Below are 17,876 nucleotides of genomic sequence, written 5' to 3'. Positions count from 1 at the left end.
CCTTCTTTGGTGGGAGTGCCGTCGGTTCTGTAAAGAAAGGTTGGCTAATCGCGACGCGAAGAAGAAAAAAATCTTTGCAGAAACTTCGGATGTCGTTTGGAACTTCGCCAGGGCCATAATTGAGGCGGTTCAAATTGCGCAAGGCAACCACAAGAACAGCAACTTCTTACCGTCTCAGCTGTGACCTGCCACTGAACTTTCATCCAGCCGCGACCGGAGCCCAGTTTGCGGGGATCAGATCAATCTCGATCCAACTGGTTTCTCGCGTAGGAACTTAGCAATTTGCGGCCAGATGATCACGAACGCCCTCTTTCGGGAAGCTGCGATGCAGCATTGGCGGAATATGCGGATGTTCGCTGTGGGCCGAGGCTGTGTGGAAACTGAAGTCCATGGTATACTTCCGCGAGGCAGCGGGAGGCATGGATGGCGGGTTTCATTGATGGCATCGACCGGGAGCAAGCCACGCTTTTCCCCGAGCGTCTCGAAGATTGGATTGGGGAGGATCATCTGGTCCGTGTTGTCGACCTCTTCGTCGATGAGCTCGATCTTCTCGCGCTCGGGTTCGGACGCTGTGTGCCTGCTCGAACCGGTCGCCCGGGCTACCATCCATCCGTCCTCCTGAAGCTCTTCATCTATGGCTACCTGAACCGGATCCCGTCCAGCCGCCGCCTGGAACGCGAAGCCGGTCGCAATGTCGAGCTGATGTGGCTAACCGGTCGCCTGGTGCCCGACCACAAAACCATCTCTGACTTCCGGCGGGACAATGGCCCGGCCATCCGCAGGACCTGCGCACAGTTTGTGGAACTTTGCCGCCGGATCGGCGTGCTGAAGGGGGATTGCGTTGCCATCGACGGCAGTAAGTTCAAGGCAGTGAATAACCGCGACCACAACTTCACGAAGAACAAGATCGCCAGCCGTCTGGCACATCTCGAGAGCGATGTTGAGCGCTACATCGATGAGATGGTGCGCATAGACCGTCAAGAGGAGGGTAAGGCCCGGGCCGAAAAGGTTGCCCATCTCGCCCGTCGCTATGGCCGCATCCGGCAGGAGATCGCGCGGCTGAAGTCAATGGAGAAGGCTTTGGCCGATGCGCCCGACGGGCAGATATCCCTGACCGATCCCGATGCCCGCGCCATGTCGACCAGCGCCCGGCACAGCGGCATGGTCGGCTACAATGTGCAGACAGCGGTCGATACCGAGACGCATCTGGTCGTGGCACACGACGTTACCAATCAGGGTTTCGATCGCGACCAGCTCAGCCCAATGGCGACCGCCGCCAAGGAAGCCCTGCAGCGCGACGACCTGCACGCCGTCGCCGACAAGGGATATTTCAGTGGGTCTCAAATCCTGGCTTGCCATCAAGCGGGGATCACCACGACCGTGCCGCGCCCGGAAACCTCGGGCAACCGGGCCAAAGGTATGTATGTGAAGGCCGATTTTGCCTATGACCCGGCACGCGATGTCTATACCTGCCCCGCGGGTGAAGAGTTGACCTACCGCTACACGCGCGAGGAAGACGGGCTGCAGGTCGGTCGCTACTGGACCAATGCCTGTCAGCATTGTCCGGTTCGGCACCGCTGCACCAGTGGCAAAGAACGCCGGATCACGCGATGGGACCATGAGCATCTGGTCGATGCGATGCGCGAAAGGCTGAGCGGGGACGCGGACCCGATGACCCTACGCCGCTGCACGGTCGAACACCCGTTCGGCACGATCAAGGCTTGGATGGGGCACACCCATTTCCTGACGCGGAGGCTGAAGAATGTCAGCACCGAAATGGCGCTCAATGTTCTGGCCTATAATATCAAGCGAGTGATCGCGTTGATTGGCCTCCGGCGCCTGATGCAGGCCATTCCGGCCTGATCGGGTAGCCGCCCCGGGCTCAGTCGTCACGCTCTGCCCAGCAAGGGCTCATCAGGCCGCCATGCGCGCGAAGGAATGGTCGGAGGTCGCTAAAAACGAGCAGTGCGGGAAACCAGCATCAGGTAGGTTTTGCCAGCACGTTTCCACACAGCCTCGGCCGAATGCACAGCTGCCGATGTTGGCTGCCGAGCCTTTTAATAGGCTGCTTGCTGTTCAAGACCGACCTTTAAGATTCTCGCAGAATTTTGTATCCTGGGCTCTAAACGGCCCAGAGAGATTTGTGGGCAACCCCATTTCCTCACCCTACTCCCTGAACCAGATGCATAAGCCGCCGGAACTCTGCATCGTCAGAGGCCTGTTTCCAAAAATTGATAAACCGGCAAACGAGTTGAACGTTCGATGCTTCATAGTGACCATTGCTGTCGATCCGGTCCAGCGACGGCAACATATTTGAATCTTCATGAGCCCCCTGAAACTGAAACGGAAGACCGGTGATCGCGCAGCGGTCGCCCTGTATCTCCAGCAATTCGCGGATGCGCTTGTCCAGCTCCGCATCGGACATACGGAGTTCCTTTTCCTTGACCGTTCGGGGAACGACCTGACCATTCGAGTTGAACACGGTTTTGTTAACCGAATACTTGATGTCGGCGATGGATTTTTCGCGGGCACCAAGATGGCGCTCGTTGATCTTTCCACCCGATGCCAACTCGCCATTTGCGGCTTGTCTCAGAAGCGTGCTGAACAACCAGCAAAACGAATGGGCGTCGATCAACCTGACATCTTTCAGACCGGTTTGCCGCTCGATGCCACCTCGAAGTTCGTTCAGAACTGCGTTGAACGTCTGGTAATTCTCCCAAGAACAGTTCCGCAGGGTTTTAAGCTCGATCCCCAGCTCGCTGAAGACCCTGTCGAACCCGGTAGGCTGGATCGGCATAAAACGCCCCATGTCTTTCAGAAAAAACAGGTAGGCGAGAAGCGGATACTTTCCGTCCGACAGATCACGAAGGCCCTCAAAGATTGCGCCTTCGTCGTGATCACTCCGATATAGGTCGAAAAACAGGCGTTCAAACCGTTGCTTATCTCGTTCATCGCGCTCCGCGTCCAGAAGGGCGCGGTGATCCCGCTGTGCATGTCCAAATCGGTTCTGCCAGAAGACCATGTTGTTCGTGCGATCCCCATGCGTCGCCTGGATCTCTATGGCAGAGATGACTTTTCCCAGGATTTCACCGGACCCGATCTGATCTTCCGTCCATTGGTCGGCGGCCAGCAATTCCAACGCATAGTCCCGCACGCGCGGTTTGTAGCTTTCCCATGCCGCAATCAGCCCCTCATCGAACCGGGTGAAAGGCTCGCCGGACTTCTGTGTCACGAGGTCCTGGAAATGCGCATAGGACGCCGCGAAATCTGTCGGGCGCGGTGTCGTTGGGACAGCGTCGCTGGCCGCTACACCGTCATACCAGTCAAGGAAACGGTTCAGAGCGGTGGCGCTATCGATACGAGCGCGCAAGGTGTCTGGGCGGCTCAGCGGGGTCAAAGGACCATTTATGTTGTGGTTTCCGTTGTTCGGTTCTGACTGAAGGTCGACGCCATCAAGGCGCGGCGGTTCGGGGGGCTGGAACCAGACCATGGTCTCGGCCACGGTGCGGTGGATGGCCAGAACTTTTCCGGTTGGGGTGTGGAAACCGACGACATACTTGGTCGGCGATTTTGCCGGCTCAACGTAGCGGGCATAGAGAAGGCGCTCGGCGTCTTTGGGGGCAAGTGTCATTCAGCGGCTTCCAAGATGTCTGATTTCGGCTCCAGCGCCTCGTGGAGGAGGGCCTCAAAGAGGCGGGTGCGGGTGGTGTCGGTGGTGGCCAGGGCGGCCTCCAGCCGGTCGCAGAGGGCCATGAGGGCGTCGACCTTGGCCACGATGCGATGTTGTTCGGCGACGGGGGGAAGAGCGACGTGCATAGATAGCCACGCCGGATAGTAGATGGTCTGATGAACGGCGCCCTTGCTGAACCTTGGGATCGCTGGTCTTTCCGCGATCATTACGAGTTGCAGCCATTCCGCCGAGATCGCCTCCGTCGGGACCCAGTTCACAAAGTCTTGGCTGGTCGCCATTGATCGGTCCATAATCACGACATAACCCACGGAAGCAGTTCTGCTGAAACAGACTGTGCCCTTGGGGAGCAGCCGCGCGGCGGAGTTTGCAAGGCCCGCTTCGTTTGTATGCTGGATCGTCTCGGAAATGCGGCCGTTGTTGTGGGCTCGCGCATCGACGAGCCCCATCCAAGGAATGTCACCGTCCCACCAATCCGGCCGGTTTCGGCTTGGTGTGTGCCCGCTTTCCAGACGCGCGATCTTCACAAGGGGCACCCAAAGCCAACCATTCGGAACTGTAAGTTCGGGCATGTTGATCGACAGACCGCAGTCTCCGGGTATCAGTTCGGGGCTACGCTTGGTGTATCGCGGTGGTGGCGGCAACGTCCCGATCCGTTCTAACAGTTCTGAAGCCGGTTCATCCGCCTGGTTCTGTTCCACCAGTTTGCCGCGGACGGCGAGGTTGAGGATGGTTTGGCGGAGGGTTTTGATCTGGTCGGGGCGGGTGGTGAGGGACGGCAGGGCTGCGAGGGCGAAGCGGGCGTGGGCTGGGAAGTCCTCGGGCGTGGTGTCGGGGGCGGTCAGACGGGCGAGGCTGGCGGCGGTGAGCTTGTCGCGCGTCTCTTCGCGGGACTTGCGGGCCTCCTCCAGCCGATCACAGAGCGCCATGAGCTCATCGACCTTGGCGACGATCCGGTGTTGTTCAAGCTTTGGCGGTAAGCCAATGGGCATAGAAAGCAGGATGTTCTGGTTGAGGTTTTGCATCGTAGCGCCAACCGCACTTCCAGAAAGGTAATTCCGGGAATATGGGGAGCCGATCAAAAGCACCAGATACGGGCCAAACAACAGCTTCGAGGGGCGAAGTATTAGGCTCCCCGTGCCGCAAAGCCATCCGGTTTCAGTGTTGCCAACGAGTGCGCAGCGGCCCATCTCGCCGCGCCGTGCCATCACGATGTCGCCCCGTTGCAGTTTGAACGATGCCAGCCGCTCAAGAGTCTTAGAGCCAACGGCCATTTCAGCAACTGGCCGGATAGCTTCATTCACGATTGAAGCAGGGTTGATCACTGGAACTCCGCCGACAACATAGTCTGACTTCTTCAGAGAACTGCCGAAGGGCCCAGTTTGGAGTTCATCCAGAATATCTGCCATCAACAACGGCTGCCAGTGATCTGGAAATTCCAATGCCGTGTCGTGGGTAATTCCTTTTGGTGGCTTTGTTGGTTTGATCAGACCGGCTTGCGCCTTTTCCGTTTTCTCGGCAGCAATGCAGCGGGCCAATTCTGCTCCTGTGCCTTCCGTTGGGTCCGGCTCCACCAACTTGCCCCGCACTGCCAGATCCAGCACAAACCGCCGCAGCCGTGCGATGGCATCCGGCGCTTCGCTGATCTGATTAAACAATTCCAAAAGGCGGTCAGCGTTCATGGCTTGGCGAACTCCTCAAACGTCGGGCCATTCTTGAGGCGGAATTCGACCTCGTAGGATTTGAACGACACCGAGGGCACGACTTCGAGCGCGTAGTGCAGTTGCGGGTCACCTTCGGTGGCGACGACAAGGCCCTCGACTGTCTCACCATCCTCAATCAGATGTTTCTGCACCCAGCCCATATAGCGGAGCACCTGACCGACCACCGCGTCCGAGGATTTCTCGCGCTTGAGTTCAATCACCAGCCAGCGCGGGTCGCGTTTGTGCCTGGCCAACAGGTCGATGCGTCCGATGGGAGTGCGGAATTCATAGCCTGCCTCGGGCTCTCCGTCGCGGGTGTATATGTCCCATTCCTGCGCAAGGTCCAGCATGTCCCAATTGTCGACCATGTAATCATGCAGGTGGCGTTCGAGGGCGAAGCGGGTGGGTTTGGTGGTTGGGCTTGGTGCGGGGGCATCCGGTGTGCTCAGGGCAGGCTGATCCGTATCCTCGTCTTCTCCATCGGAATGGAGGAACCACCAGACCGCATCAAGGGTCCAGAGATCGACATCAAGCGCGGCCGACAGTTGCAGCAGGACTTTGTTCACGGCGGCGTAGCGTTCGCCAAAGCTGGCCCCTCGTGGGGTTTTCGGTAGGAGGCCAAGCTCGACGAGGCCATCATGGGAGGTGTTGTTCCAGACACCGTATTTTTCGGGATAGGCGACATGGAGGATCGCAGTGATGATGCCTTTGCCCATGCCTTTGATGTCGGTGACAGGCTGCATCCGCTCCGCGATTGGGCGGGCTTCGTCGACGAGGTGGAAAAGGGCAGCACGAGTGGTCGGCATGTCACCACAGACGCGGTTGACCTGACGGTTCAGGCCGGACCAGTGGCGGTTGTTTTCGAAGTAGAGGAAGGAGCGCAGGACATCTTCGTCGATTGTGCCGATTGTATCGGGTTGGAATGCGGGGCTGTAGCGCGCGAGGACTTCGTCTTTGGCCTCCAAGATTTCACGGGTGTCTTGTCTGTCCAGCATTGCGGCCTTGGCGGCCCGCAAGCGGCCCATGGCATTTTCGGGAATGGATTGCAGTGTCATCGTGCCAGCGCCTCGGTCAGGATAGCCTTCAGCTCGGCCCGCAGACTTTCAACAGACGCCTCTGCCTTGGTCAGTTCGTTCAGCAGGTCGTCGGGGTTGCCGTGGTCGTCCTCGACCACATGGGGGTTCTTGATGTCGAGGTTGAAGCCACGTTCGCGGATCGTGTCGATCGAGACTTTCCAGGCCTGTTCGTTTTCCTCGCGCCCCTCGCGGGTTGCACCGCCCCACCATGCGGCGCAGTCGTCCAGGTGTTCCAGCTTGATGGGCCGGGTCATGGAATAGGCCTTTTGCCCCTCTGGCACGCGGTGTTCCCAATACCAGACGTCCTGCGTCGGCGTGCCCTTTTCAAAGAACAGCAGGTTGGTGCCGATGGAGGCGTAGGGTTTGAAGACCGAGTTGGGCAGGCGCACGATGGTGTGCAGGTTGCATTCGGTCAGCAGGTGTTCCTTGAGCCGGGTCTTGATCCCTTCGCCAAAGAGCGAGCCATCGGGCAGGACCACAGCGGCGCGGCCAGTTTTCTTGAGCAGACGGATGATGAGGGCGAGGAACAGGTCGGCAGTTTCGCGGGTCTTGAAGGCGGGGAAGTTGTTTTCGATCCCGTCCTCTTCCTTGCCGCCGAAGGGCGGGTTGGTAAGGATGATGTCGACGCGTTCATCCTTGGTCCAGCTGATGAGCGGACGGGCGAGGGTGTTGTCGTGTTTGACCCAAGATGGCTCCTCAATGTTGTGTAGGAGCATGTTGGTCGTGCAGAGCATGTGGGGCAGCGGTTTCTTTTCCACCGCGCGGAGGGAGGCCTGCATGAGCGCCTCGTCCTCAGGGCGTTTCACGTAGTTGTCGCGCATGTGGCGCATGGCGCAGGTCAGGAAGCCGCCGGTGCCGCAGGCGGGGTCCATCAGGATTTCGCCGGGGTGCGGGTCGATCTGCTGGACCATGAAGGCGGTGACGGCGCGGGGCGTGTAGTATTCGCCGGCGTTGCCCGCGTTTTGCAGGTCGTTCAGGAGTTGTTCGTAGAGGTCGCCGAAGTGCTGGCGTTCGGTCAGGGAGTTGAAATCGACGTCGTTGATCTTGTTGATCACCTGCCGCATGAGCGTGCCGGATTTCATGTAGTTGTAGGCATCCTGGAAGACGGAGCGGACGACCTTGGCGCGGGATGTCGTGCCGGGCAGTTCCTTGAGCGTCGGGAACAGGTCATCGTTCACAAATTCCAGCAGGTCGTCGCCAGTGATACCTTCGGGATCGGCTGCCCAAGTGCGCCACTGAAGGCGCTCGGGAATGGGGGATGTGTAGTCGTCGCGGGTGAATTCCAAGGCCTCGTCCTGGTCGTCGATGATCTTGAGGAAGAACATCCAGACCAGCTGAGACAGGCGCTGTGCGTCACCGTCGACGCCAACGTCCTTGCGCATCACGTCCTGAATTGATTTTACGAGGTTTCTCATGGACATAGTTTATTCACCCAGTTCGATTATAATCTGTTTTGCTACGTCCTTAAAGGTGTCTTCTCTGTTGGGATAGAGTGCTTGCTGCGAGATTTGAGGAAATGTGTTGCGGTTCCAAAATGCTTTTTTGACAAACTCGAACTTGGCCAACAATCGTCGGCCGAAGTCGACCTCAAAGGACGAGTAGTTTTGCTTTTCGGCATAGACACTGATATCTGGATACTCTCCCAACAGATAACCTTCCTGGATATGTGGCCGGCGCGCTTGGGGCGGGCAAACACTCGAAAGTCGAACTGTCTGAAGACCGGCTTCCATATCAGTTGTCACCGTTCCGGAGATGTTCGGGACCCCAAGGGCAAAGACATATCCGTGACTATCGTCGTGCAACGACGCGAACGAAGCCGCTACGCGGAGTGAGTAGGTAACGTCGAGTAATGGTGTCTCGCAGATCTCGTAGTGCTGTAAAATTGACCATCGTAGAATTCGATATTTTCTTATCTTTTCATTTCCGGCAATCGGCGCATCCAACCATTTTTCAATCAACAGCTTTTCTGCCCTTTTGAGCTTCTCGAATCGAGCTGCAATCGGCGACCTGGTAACCGTAGAATCGTGCCCACGAAATATTCCTGGCCTAATTGAAGTCATGTGATTTTCGTCTGTGTGATCAGCGGACTGGCCACGAAAAACCAGAACGTGTTCTGGGTTTAGATATTGAACTTCTGCGATTTTGTTGGCTAAGTCTAAGTAATTTTGGACAGGAGTGGGTTTTGATTTTCTAATCTGATCGTTTGTTTGCTCGACGGGAATTCCCCCTTGCGCCGGAATATTCAGCAACTTGGATTTTCCAATAGTCCTCATCTAAGCGCTTTCTTCATATAGGGCGTTTTGAAGGTCGTGAACTGCCCGCAGATAATCAGGTTTCCTACCAAAAGCCCGCATAAGCTCGATTGGCGTTCCCATGTGGGAGAAGGGGTTGATTTGGAGGATGTTCGTATCGTCGAGGTCGAATACCCCTTCATCGGCATACTTTTCAAGCAGGGCGTCCAGAACAGCGCGGGCCTGTTCGCCATAGCGGTTGAAGACATCCCGTTTCTTGACGTTCTCCGCCCGTTCCTTACGGGTAAGTGGCTTGGCGTCGAACGCGATGTGGCAGACAAGATCAAATGGATCGAGGTCCTGGCCGAGTTCTGAACCAATCATGGTCAGATCCAGCCCTTCATCTGCGAGTTCATCGATGATGGCCTGTTTACGCTCTTCGGCATTCCAACGCTTCAGGAAGTCGTCCATCGAAGCAAAGCGGCGTGTGAGATGCTTGCGGGTGAAATCCTTCAGGCTTTCGGTGATGAGCTTTCCGTCTGCGTCCAGATATTCGACCCGTTCCTTGATGATCGTGGCACCGACGCCATCGATATAGATTTTCCGGATTGGACCGGTGTTGTCACTACCGTCGATGGCCGTTGTATCGTCGCCGTCGGTGGGATTGATCAGAATTTCGATGCCGTCAATGTTGGGATCGGCTCCATTGCCGTTGTCGATATCAATGGCATCGTCGCCATCCTCCGGCGGCACCATGGGATCATCACCGGTAGGTTGGTATATCTGGACCGGATCACCATCGAAGTCGGGGTCGGCAAAGTGGCTTGTCGCTCCTCGGAAATCCATCAGCGTGAAATAGTATTTTCCAGTGTCGCTGTGCACACGTGTGCCCCTGCCCACGATCTGCTTGAATTCGGTCATAGACCCGATTTGCCGATCAAGAACGATAAGACGGCACGTTTGGGCATCGACGCCGGTGCTGAGCAGGCGGGATGTCGTGACTATGACCGGACAGTGCGCTTCCGGGTCGATGAAGTTCGCGAGCTGGTTTATGCCTTCTTTGTCACTGCCGGTGATCCGCATGACATACTTGGATTCCTTCGCGACAAGATCCTGATTTTCGTTAATGAGGGCTTGGCGCATGCGAGCAGCGTGCTCTTCGTCGACGCAGAATACGATGGTCTTTTGCATCCGGTCACCACTCTCTTTCAAGAACTGGGTGACGCGTCGCGCGACCAACTTGGTGCGGTCATCAATGACAAGGACGCGATCAAAGTCCTTGGTGTTGTAGATGCGGTCTTCGACCTCAACGCCATCTCGGTCTACTTGACCAGCCTCGGGCCTGTATCCTTCGACATCTCTATCGATATGGCACTTGATGACCTTGTAGGGAGCCAGGAACCCGTCATCAATCCCTTCCCGAAGCGTATAAGAATAGACGGGTTCCCCAAAGTAATCGATGTTGGAGACGTATTCGGTTTCCTTCGGGGTTGCCGTGAGGCCGATATGCGTGGCGCTTGAGAAATGATCGAGGATTTCACGCCATGCCGAATCTTCTGCTGCGCTTCCTCGATGGCACTCATCGATAATTATCAGGTCGAAGAAATCAGGCGACAACTCCTTGAATATCTTTTGGGATTCTTTCGGGCCGGTGAGGGCTTGATAGAGGCCAAGGTAGATTTGATACGCTGTGTTGATGCGCCTTTTCTTGTCAACGGCCAACGTCAGTTGCTCGGTGCTGCCATCCGGGCGTTCAATCGTCTTGGAGTGCGAAGACAATTTTGCCATGTCACCGATGAACGGGCGGAAATCGTTGACCATGGTTTGGTCGATCAGAATGTTACGATCAGCGAGGAACAAGACCCGTTTTTTGGCTCCCGATTTCCATAGGCGCCAAATGATCTGGAAGGCTGTGAGTGTCTTGCCCGTGCCTGTAGCCATAACGAGCAGCAGTCGGTCTTGGCCCTTCGAAATCGCTTCCAGCGAAGCATTGATAGCGTTCATCTGGTAGTAGCGCGGCGTTCTTCCATCATCGTAGTATGGGAAAAGCGCACTTTCGGCCTGGATGTCAGTAAACCCCTTCCACGCCTTGTATTTCGCAAGCAATGTCGCTGGCGAGGGAAAGTCATCCAGCCCAATCCGTGTTTCAATTTCAGAAGACTGACCGGTTCTGTCGTGGAACACGAACCCATCCCCGTTGGACGAAAATGCGAAAGGGACGCGAAGCATCCCAGCATAAGTCAATGCCTGCTGCATCCCGTCATTGATGCTGTGTTTATTGTCCTTTGCCTCAATAATGGCGATTGGGATGTTGGGCTTCAAATACAAAACGTAATCCGCACGCTTCTTCTGGCCGCGGGCAACCATTTTGCCTCGGACAATTATTCGCCCATCTGTCAGCGTCTTTTCCTCTGAAATCTGTGTTTTCAGATCCCACCCCGCCGCAATCAAAGCGGGCATAATAAATTTGCTGCAAATATCTCGTTCGGAGAGAAAGCGCTTTTCCATTCCAACCTTCCCGCAAGTATCTGAACAACCTACCGGATCGACCGCAACACACAAGCGCTGGCTTGCCGAAAATCGCGCAAACAAGGGCCAGAGCATGACCTGCCACTGAACTTTCATCCAGCCGCGACCGGAGCCCAGTTTGCGGGGATCAGATCAGCATCTGTCTGCTCCTTCAGAGTTGGCGCAGACTCTACATCACGGTGAGGGATTTCGCGGGGGGCAGGTCACGCGTCTTGCCCTTTGATCTCGAAGATTGGTCTATCATTCCAGACAAATTGGTGGCGGAACCCAAACCGTAAGTCTACTTTTTCTTCATCCTTGAGTTCGAAGGCGATGTCGACATAGCGTCCAGAGGTGCCCAGCTCGGCATATCGAATTTGTTGAAGCATTTGCCCGGAGAACAGCCAGCCTACGCCGGCCGGAAAATCGGCACCGAAAACGTCCACACCTTCCACGGTGACGATATAGGAGCCCCCCGCATCATCTCGTGGGCGGCGTTCGATCCTGAGATCAGGAAAGTTATCCGCACCCTGATCTAATTGACTTCGAAGCGCGTGGCCCTCTGCGGACTGAGAAATCACGAGAATTGGGTCGGGACCCACTTGTTCTATATGGCCAGCGATTTGTTTCCAGAACGCGTCTTCCTCAACGCTCGCGCTGACCACCGTTTGCATGCGCGGTCGACGTTTGAAGGCATCCCACGCGTCGCGGCCAGCCTTCTGTTGTGTTTCCCGAATGAACCAATCGTCAAAGTTAGATATTGATGATTCCATAATTGGATCAACCATCTGTGCTTTATCGATTTTCAAGAAGGTTATCTCGCTTGGATCGGCATCAGCATTATGTGGCGCTTGTTCGATCCGCACATCTCGAAAGAACGGTACTTCGGCGGCTTCGTTCAGTAGCGCAGCTTCAACCGCCGAGCGGATCCGCTCGAGCTTTGCTGGGTCAACCGGTCGTTCCTGCAAGCGTTCGCGGCGTTTGGTTTCAATAGAAATTATAGCATCTTCAACAATCGTGCGTAGTCTATCGATTGCTTTACGTGTGGCTAATTCCGGCTTTAGCACAGAAACACCGCCTTCAAGATCGGGCGAAGGTTCCTCCAGTATCGATTGCACGCTTTTGAGTGCACGAATGATCCTTCGCAGGGACCTATCTCTGCCTGGTAGCACCTCATCCTTTTCGGCGATTTCAGTGATGTGACGTGATACACTGTCATCACCGTTCTCAGGCGTCACTGCTGCCAACACCGCTGCCAAAGGCATCAATATACCGTCTCGCCCGTGCAACGTGGATGGGGTGTAAATTCGTCCTGGAACTACTCGCCGTTCAGTCATTCGATCTAAAGATTCGACCAATTTGTCGAGATCTACGGCATAAGATTCATCAGTATTTTTATCGCCGGACATCTCAATCCGAAGAAAATCCAGGAATAGGGATTGCAAGCGCACACTATCACCAACTGATTGATTGCGGTGCTCGCATCCACTCTCGCGCTTCAGAAGCGCCCATGCTGTTTGACCGCCAATATTTGATGTTTGCTTCTCGTTCATGGTCCAGAACAAGAGCAGGCCTGCAGTTAGAAGAATTACGTCGTCATGCGCGCCTCGGATCATGTTCGAAAACACTTGGTCGGTTGTTAATGGCTGCATGTTTTCATGAGCGAAAGATGCCGCGTGTCCGCTCGCCGCTGGCCAATCCATTTGCATAACATCAGGAAAGAGATATCGCCTACTTGGTAGATCAGCGTCACGATCAAGTACGTACTGGAAAGTTTCCGGCCACCGCACGAGGGCTTCGCGGAATAGGGATGCTGCAATTTCATCCTCATTCCATACTGTGATCGCAAGGCAATAGGCCGTATTGGTGAGGTGCTGCCAAAGGAAGGGCCAGCTTCTCCGGAATGCTTCCCAGCGCTTTGCCTCATCGGTCTCACCTCGCTCACCCCAGTTGTACAACCTTGGAGCGCGTTCCAGTATGCTCTCCCACGCGCCAACCAACCCGGGCAAAATGCTTTCGAATGCTCTCGCGTCAGAACCTGCAAGCGAGAGCCGGGGTTTAGCGGATTGACCTTCGGGTGTATCAAGTACCGTTCGTTTAGTGACCCAAGCTTCCAGGCGATGCATCATCATTGGCCCGAGATCGAGTATTCCATTAGTAACATCAGTTGTTAGGCTCGGATCATTTGATCCTGGCAGAAGACGTGAAGGAATATGGGCGAGCGAGCGAATGTAGTGTGTTTCATTTGGAATTTGATCAGCAGCACGCTCGAAGAGGCGGCGGTATTGCCCAGTCCAATCTTGATGAGGTTTGTTCCAAGAGCCTCCAGCTACTTCGGCAAAACTAAAAACCGTACCATCCCGAGCTTGGGAGGCGTTCAAGGCCAGCAAGAAACGGTGATAGCGTGTCATTTCGGCTAATGCGCCGTCGAAAGCGACAACAGCCTTGCGATCCATGTGGGCAGCGGTTTTATCGGCCAGTTCTTCGAGGATTTGCTCTGGCGTTGGAAGGTCACGCATTCTCATCAATCCTTTGGAAGCAAAAGGCCCGCCGCAAGACAAATTTCTCAATACAATCAAGAGGAACCCCACCGCAGCGCCGGCACCAGTCTTGCTTTCCCTTCAAGGTGCCGTCGAGATGCGGTGTAAACCATATCTTTGGGCTCTTCTGCCAATGCCCGTCGGTTGTTGCTTTGGGTTTCTTTGTCGCAGCATCGGTGCAGCGGGCCGCCCATCGACGCAGGGCCCAAAGGACCCAAGTCATGCGAACATCGCGGAGAGCCTTGGGGCGCGAAAACACTGACGTCAATTCAACACTATATGGCGTGCCAAATTCAGATCCGAAGGTAGCACGGGGTTGTTCTTCATCCGCATTCTCATCGTTCCCATCCAGCATTGTATTTGCGGCCGAATAAAAATGTCTCCGCAAGCGTGTGGTCATCTCCATTGGCTGCACGACGTTGGCGGTGTAGCGGTTCCTTAAGAACTCTCGCTCCGACTGCTGAACAAAGCCGAAGGTTGTCGTAATGAAGTGAGCAAGCCCAGCAAGGTTCAGGAGCAACCAAGAAAGATGGAATCCAAGCAACCCGGCCTCGAAAATTGGAGAGGGATGGTCCAACCCCAGCCAGAACAGCGGCGCTTGAACCGGCCAAAAAAGCTGTGCACATAGAATGGCCAAGAGCGCAATTGAGCTTGCGACGACTTCAAAGCAGAAGGACTCGTGATAGTATACCTTAACATCGGTGGATGAGCTTTCTCTTTGAGCGATCAGGGTGATCAATGCGAGCGCCATTGATATTACACCAAGCACACCGACCTGAGCCGCGATCAAATAACTTGCTATACTACGCAGGGATTCCTTGATTGCGGATGCTGAAGTGGCTACCGGCCAGTTGGAGAGGAACTCGGGAGCAAATTTCGCCATGCTTCCTTCGGTTACTACCAATGCAACGTCCAAGAAAATGTATAACCCAACGAACCGGCCAAATGTCCCGATCGAAAAGAAGCGCCTTAGGAACCGGTGCGCAAACCGATATCGTGACCGTCTCGCCACCGAGTTTTTACGGAGATGATCGCTCACCTCCCTCCTTACCAGCCTATTGATGCTGCCTGTCCGGCCGCCTCTTTTCCAATCGATCACTTTAAGCCCAACCTAAGAATTTCTCTTTTAAGCTTAGAGTATTGATAGGGAGGCGAAGATGCCAGTAGAAGCTCTCGCAGATCGATTTCACCCCTTCCATCTGAACACCGTACCGACCTTGTTGCACATATCAGTGATGAGGATTCACTGCGCGAATCCAGTGCGTTAGATCAGTGCCATGCCGAATCCCTCTCCCACCCGCTATCGCACGACGAACTGGTCCGACTACAACGCAGCGCTGCGCCAGCGGGGTTCGCTCTTGGTCTGGTTTGATCCCGACACGGCCTGGCACGCCGGAAAGACCGGCAAGCGGGGACGGCCCGAGGCGTTCTCGGATGCCGCGATCCAAACCTGCCTGACGCTGAAGGTCCTCTTCGGCCTTCCGCTGCGGCAGACGGTCGGGCTGGTTGAGAGCCTGATCCGGATGGCGGGGCTCGACTGGCCGGCTCCGGACTATTCGACGCTGTGCCGACGGCAAGCGCGGATCGGGGTGCAGATCCCCTATCGCCGCTCGGGTAAGCCCTTGAACCTGCTTGTCGACAGCACGGGGGTGAAGTTCCGCGGCGATGGCGAATGGCTGGCCCGGAAGCATGGCTCCTCCCGCCGGAGGCAATGGCGCAAGGTTCACATCGCCATGGACACGGAGACCGAGGACATACGCGCAGTCGAGTTCACCTCAAGCCGCCAGGGCGACAGCCCCCTGCTGCCAGACCTGCTGTCGCAAATTTCTGAGGGCGAAGAGATCGCCACTGTCACCGCGGACGGCGCATACGACACACGCCGATGCCACACTGCCATCATCGAGCACGGCGCCGATGCCGTCATACCGATCCGCCGCAACGGCCGCGCGTGGAAAGAAGACTGCCCCGCCGCATTGGCGCGAAATGAGATCCTGCGCGCGACGCGCCACTTCGGTCGGGCACTCTGGAAGAAGTGGGCGGGCTACCACGTCCGAAGTCGGGTCGAGGCCCAGATGAACCGCCTGAAGCTCTTCGGTGAGCGGATCATGTCCCGAGACCCCGACCGCCAGACCGCCGAAATCCAGATCCGCATCGCCATTATGAACCGCTTCTCGGCCCTCGGCAGGGCCGAGATCGAGGCCATCGCCTGAAAGGCCACGGGAAAGGGCATCTTCAGCCCGAACGCTGATTTGCGCAACAACCCCCACCGTACCAAAAACCAACGACGCAGTTGCAACCTAAACTCACTTACGGGAAATACGTGTTGCGGTATGAGATCTACGAGGGCCATCGCATTCTGGGAATAGTAACTCGGAGTTGCACACGAACCTTGTTCCGGCCATCATCCCACTATTTGATTTTCATATTGGTGGATTGACGATGAAGGACTTTGAACCTGGTTTCCCCGAGTGGACTGAACTCGGTCAAGACGGCGGTCTCGATCCGCTCGGGATGCACCGCCCTATTGAGGCCCCCCACTGCGCTGATGCTTTTGCGAACCGTTGAAGCGGCGAGCGAAGTGCCGCGCGCCGAGATGGTGAAATGGGAATGGTTCGGTGCAGGCACATTGGAGCCTGATCATGACCCTGCAACGGAACATGTCCAAGCTTTGTGGTCACTCTATCAGGCCTGCGACCTGACGCGTCTTACATATGAGATCGCTGGCCCATCGTACTGTGTTTGTTGAACCCTGAGCCCCTTCAGGCTGGCTTCTGCTGTCTGGGCGCCAGAGTAGTCGATGCCGATCGTCCGGCGAAAGATGCGTCCTTCGCTTGTCATTCGAAACTCGCCTGAAAACTCGTGGCGCTCAGCGAGACATGCGCCTCCAGTGGGGGGCGCAGTTCGAACGCCTTGGGTTCCCGTGCGAAGTCATGGAGGCGAAACAGGTGCCAATGATCGCGCCGTTCTTCGGCCACCTCCAACTCGTTGCGAGAGATATGAAAGGGCGTGCGTTCCCATCCGTTGGTTGTCTTCACCTCGATCAGGCGATCCTGTCCGTCCGGCGTGAAGCTGGCGATGTCAAAGCCCAGACCGTCGCCGTCCTCCTTCGATACCCACCGTACCTGTCGGGCGAGGTCGTCTCTGCCATTTAATTTCAAGGTCGCGCGTTCGTGGTGAAATACACGCTCTTCGCCGGCGTATCCCAGGGCGCGGTTGCGCTCGTCGCGTCCTGCCGCGTCGAAACGGCGTGCGATGCGTTGCATCTGTTCAAGCTCGTCCGGGGGCGGCGCATTCCTCAGGGTGGGGGCCACGCCGACGAAAATCGGCGCAGGTTCGGCCATCTGGCGCTGCTCTTTCTGATGAAGCGCGATCTCCCACTCCGGATTGCATGCCAGCCAGCGGGCTGCAGCCTCGGCGAGCGCCATCTGGAAATTGAAGCGGGGCGCGTAGCCCTTGATAATCGGCAACCCGAGGCCGCGCAGAGCGGCAGAGACGTTGCACATCTTGAATTCTATAGAGCCCCGGCTGCGGTTGATCTGGTCCTGAAGGGCGCGGTTCTGGGCGGCCTTGTTGTAGCGACGCCCCGACAGTTCGTCGCTTAGCATCGAGAAATACGCTGCGACCACAGCGTCGTTTTCCAAATCGGACCAATCGGTTGCTTCCATGATCGCACGATAAGCGGTGCCGAATAGCTTGTCATTCTGAAACGCGACGCTGTTCAGCGGGGCCGGACATGGCCTGGTATTGGGGGGGGCGGCGAACCATCACCATGGTGTACTTGGGGGCCAGTTCTCCCGTCGAGCCGAGAGTGCTTGATCTCGTCGGGCTTCGTGAATGGGTTAGGTTGCTATCTGCGAGTGCCTGCGCTGTAGGCTGTCGCGAGTAACCGGACAAAGCTCGAGGCGCCGCGATAAACCGCCTCGCATTCATCCGTTCGGATTTCATGTGAAATCTTCTTCCTTTCCACACAAGTTGGCCAACCTCTTGGGTGCGACGATAGAGGAGAATTGTCATGAGAATTCAGACACGACCGCGCGGGGACGCGTAACTCGCCGCCACGCGGTGACCGTCTATCACAAGACGGTACCTCAGACCCGAAGCACAACATCCTTTGGAGGCTGACGGGCCCC

At 56.3% G+C, this 17,876-nt stretch carries 11 protein-coding genes; 2 read left to right on the top strand and 9 right to left on the bottom strand.

All coding sequences use genetic code 11. The features are described 5' to 3' along the window. The first annotated feature begins 423 nt into the window (after positions 1 to 423). The gene (locus tag JHW44_RS19720) at positions 424 to 1,863 is read left to right on the top strand and encodes an IS1182-like element ISPse1 family transposase (protein WP_076611129.1); all 1,440 of its coding nucleotides are present in this window, start codon (positions 424 to 426) and stop codon (positions 1,861 to 1,863) included. 298 nt (positions 1,864 to 2,161) lie between these two features. On the opposite strand, the gene JHW44_RS19715 is transcribed toward JHW44_RS19720, so the two are convergent. The 8 genes from JHW44_RS19715 to JHW44_RS19680 form a co-directional block, all read right to left on the bottom strand. Beyond that, a complete protein-coding gene (locus tag JHW44_RS19715) occupies positions 2,162 to 3,631 on the bottom strand; it encodes a hypothetical protein (RefSeq protein WP_218822628.1) in 1,470 nt (489 codons plus the stop codon). Continuing rightward, positions 3,628 to 5,370, bottom strand: coding sequence for a restriction endonuclease subunit S (locus JHW44_RS19710; protein ID WP_089346085.1), 1,743 nt, complete (start codon positions 5,368 to 5,370; stop codon positions 3,628 to 3,630). The genes JHW44_RS19715 and JHW44_RS19710 overlap by 4 nt, the downstream gene beginning before the upstream one ends. Beyond that, complete coding sequence (locus JHW44_RS19705) at positions 5,367 to 6,446, bottom strand: endonuclease NucS domain-containing protein (RefSeq protein WP_089346086.1); 1,080 nt, start codon at positions 6,444 to 6,446, stop codon at positions 5,367 to 5,369. The genes JHW44_RS19710 and JHW44_RS19705 overlap by 4 nt, the downstream gene beginning before the upstream one ends. After that, positions 6,443 to 7,888 carry a type I restriction-modification system subunit M gene (locus JHW44_RS19700; protein ID WP_089346087.1) on the bottom strand — a complete coding sequence of 482 codons (1,446 nt, stop codon included), beginning with the start codon at positions 7,886 to 7,888 and terminating at the stop codon, positions 6,443 to 6,445. The genes JHW44_RS19705 and JHW44_RS19700 overlap by 4 nt, the downstream gene beginning before the upstream one ends. 3 nt (positions 7,889 to 7,891) lie before the next feature. Continuing rightward, on the bottom strand, positions 7,892 to 8,740 hold the full coding sequence (locus JHW44_RS19695) for an FRG domain-containing protein (RefSeq protein ID WP_089346088.1): 849 nt from the start codon (positions 8,738 to 8,740) through the stop codon (positions 7,892 to 7,894). Next, positions 8,741 to 11,206, bottom strand: coding sequence for an EcoAI/FtnUII family type I restriction enzme subunit R (gene hsdR, locus JHW44_RS19690; protein ID WP_089346089.1), 2,466 nt, complete (start codon positions 11,204 to 11,206; stop codon positions 8,741 to 8,743). A gap of 224 nt (positions 11,207 to 11,430) precedes the next feature. Beyond that, the gene (locus JHW44_RS19685) at positions 11,431 to 13,725 is read right to left on the bottom strand and encodes a hypothetical protein (protein WP_089346090.1); all 2,295 of its coding nucleotides are present in this window, start codon (positions 13,723 to 13,725) and stop codon (positions 11,431 to 11,433) included. Continuing rightward, entirely contained in the window at positions 13,718 to 14,629 is a 912-nt protein-coding gene (locus JHW44_RS19680) for a hypothetical protein (RefSeq protein WP_179217811.1), read from the bottom strand. Before JHW44_RS19680 ends, JHW44_RS19685 begins: the two co-directional genes overlap by 8 nt. Positions 14,630 to 15,023: 394 nt before the next feature. Here JHW44_RS19680 and JHW44_RS19675 point away from each other — a divergent pair, with 394 nt between their 5' ends. Continuing rightward, on the top strand, positions 15,024 to 15,956 hold the full coding sequence (locus JHW44_RS19675) for an IS5 family transposase (RefSeq protein ID WP_089346092.1): 933 nt from the start codon (positions 15,024 to 15,026) through the stop codon (positions 15,954 to 15,956). A gap of 624 nt (positions 15,957 to 16,580) precedes the next feature. Here the strand turns inward: JHW44_RS19675 and JHW44_RS19670 are convergent. After that, complete coding sequence (locus JHW44_RS19670) at positions 16,581 to 17,411, bottom strand: protein NO VEIN domain-containing protein (protein WP_089346093.1); 831 nt, start codon at positions 17,409 to 17,411, stop codon at positions 16,581 to 16,583. Positions 17,412 to 17,876 lie beyond the last annotated feature (465 nt).

The organism is Paracoccus seriniphilus (genome assembly GCF_028553745.1).
GTDB classification, from domain to species: Bacteria; Pseudomonadota; Alphaproteobacteria; order Rhodobacterales; family Rhodobacteraceae; genus Paracoccus; species Paracoccus seriniphilus.
This window is presented reverse-complemented; position numbering and strand designations above follow the sequence as displayed.